The following is a 2,387-nucleotide window of genomic DNA, read 5'->3' on the forward strand; positions in this document are numbered from 1 at the left end:
CATTTTTATTTAAAACATTCCCTTGAATAATGGTTAAATTTTCACTATTTTTTTGAATCTTCTCTGGAGTGCGAACTAATACAGTAACATTATGTCTATCATGAAGGGCATAAGTTACTATTTGACTTCCAACTCGTCCAGTTGCACCTAAAATTAAAATATTCAAAAGTAAAATCCTCCTTTTTACGAATTCAAATAATTACACTATACTTTAAATATATAAATTCAAACTACTTAAATTTTGAATAGCGACAATTTTCTTTAAAGAAGTTGCTCTACAAACTGGACCGTTTGTTGAATACAAATTAACAGCACTCTTAAGTCGAGTAGAAGGGAACCTCTCTACCTTACGGTAGATTGTATTCCTCCCCCCTCACAGAACCGTGCTTGCGCTATTAACGCACACGGCTCCTCCTAGTCATCATTTACAGAATGTAGCTAATCTCTTTTCTAAGTTCATAGATATTCACTTTGATTCTTGGTGAAGGGAGTGGATATTTACGTAGAAAGAGATTAAATTTATCCCAAGTAAAGGACTTCCTTTGGCTTCTTCTGTTTAGCCATTTAAATAGTAAGTATTCGATTTTCTCTCTGAAGTTGTTAACAGTTTGGAAGTTATCTGTGATGCAATAATAGTTGTAATATCCAGTGAGCGAGCGTTTAAATCTATCCATAATCACATGGATATCTTTATTTCTATTAATCTTCAGCCATTCTTTAGTTTCCTTTAATTTTCCTTGAACTTTCTTCCTGCTAGTTTTCCGTTTTACACGAAATTTCCCTTCTTTACTTTTTCCGCAATAGTGGGTAAATCCTAAGAAATCAAAGGTGTCTGGTTTGTTATTCCTATCTCGCTTTGCGTTATGTTCTGCAAACCGACCAAAGGAAATAATTTTCGTTTTATTCTCTGCTATTTCCAAATTAAACTTCTTTAATCTAGCCTTTAATGAATGGAAGAATTGCTGAGCTTCGCTCTTATGTTGAAAACAACATACAAAATCATCTGCGTATCTTACTATATATGCCTGCCCTTTACATTGTTTCCTAACCACTTTCTCAAACCATAAGTCAAGAACGTAATGAAGATATACATTGGCCAATATCGGAGATATTACTCCACCTTGCGGTGTACCATTATCTGTCTTATACTTCTTACCTTCCTCCATATATCCACCTTTAAGAAACCTCTTGATTATTCTCAGTAGGTTAGGGTCAGCGATTCGGAGTTTTAGAAACTCCATCATCCATCTGTGATCAACGTTGTCAAAGAAACCTTTAATATCTACATCTACTACATAACTTACTGCTCTCTTTTCAATATACATATTCAGTATTTTCAGCGCATCATGACAGTTTCTATTAGGACGAAATCCAAATGAACAGTCTAGGAAGTCATTTTCATAGATAGTGTTTAGTATTTTGGTAATGCCTTTTTGTACAATTTTATCCTCATGTTCCGGTATTCCCAACGGTCTTTTCTTGTCTGAGTTGAGCTTTGGGATATACATTCGTCTTACTGGAACAGGGCGATAGCTTTTACTTTTAAGCCTACTTACCAAATCCGTTATGTTTTCTTCCAAGTTTTCGCTGTATTGTTCTTTAGTTGTTCCGTTAACACCCGTCGCCTTTCTATTTGGCAGTCCATGATGACACTGTGTTAATGATTGCTCATTTAATAAATGGGCAAGTGATGTAAATTTCATTTTAGGCTGAGACTTTGCTAATTCTGCTATCCTTAGTAGTTTTGTTTCCATTATTAATCCTACCTCTGTGTGTAGTTAATGTGTCCCTAGTAAGGGTGATAACTGGTAACTAGCCTTCCCTCCATCGGCATTACCCAACTTCATTGGTACTACGCTGCTATCCGACTCCCTACACGGCATTTGGTTTCCTTGCTTGTTATCGCTTGTACACCATACTCTTCAATAAAATAGAAGAGACCAGTAGGGTCTCCCGAGTTGCCGTATCATATCAATGTGTAACGTGCCAAGGTCTCTGACTCCAGAGAGGTTTTACCCTTCTTGCCTTTGACGAAGGATAAAATGTTGCTTTCTGCACGCAGGTAAGGCATCAGCCCTCTCAGTTTACTAACGTTTATGGAGCTCAATCCCTTCAACCATTTGGCTTTCGGCCCGCCACCTAACTGTCTACGCTTAAAGACTAGAGTTACCTTTAGTCCTCCAAGACTCGCTACGAGCGAATGGCTAGTTCTTACTCGGCGGGAATCCCACCCGCTATATGATACGACCTAGGCTCGGCCGCACACCTGCCCCGTTTGTTGAATAAGAATGTTTACAAAGGTCAATTAGTGTTAATATAAGTTCTGTAAATGAGTTGGTATTAATCCCACTCATGGACCAAATGTGTGCACAAAAGTGTGCACAGAC

2 protein-coding genes are annotated in these 2,387 nt (G+C 37.6%); both read right to left on the reverse strand.

The genetic code is table 11. From position 1 onward, the window contains the following. Positions 1-166: NAD(P)H-binding protein (locus ACGLXV_RS24215; protein ID WP_391560640.1), on the reverse strand; the 166-nt coding region annotated here is incomplete at its 3' end. 259 nt (positions 167-425) lie between these two features. Then, entirely contained in the window at positions 426-1,754 is a 1,329-nt protein-coding gene (gene ltrA, locus ACGLXV_RS24220) for a group II intron reverse transcriptase/maturase (protein WP_391560639.1), read from the reverse strand. Between the last annotated feature and the right edge of the window lie 633 nt (positions 1,755-2,387).

The organism is Robertmurraya sp., assembly GCF_036676585.1.
Classification (GTDB): Bacteria; Bacillota; Bacilli; order Bacillales; family Cytobacillaceae; genus Robertmurraya_A.

Bases quoted from the DNA above. Each gene is read 5' to 3' on its own strand.
- ltrA (WP_391560639.1), bottom strand. From the start codon at position 1,754: ATGGAAACAAAACTACTAAGGATAGCAGAATTAGCAAAGTCTCAGCCT.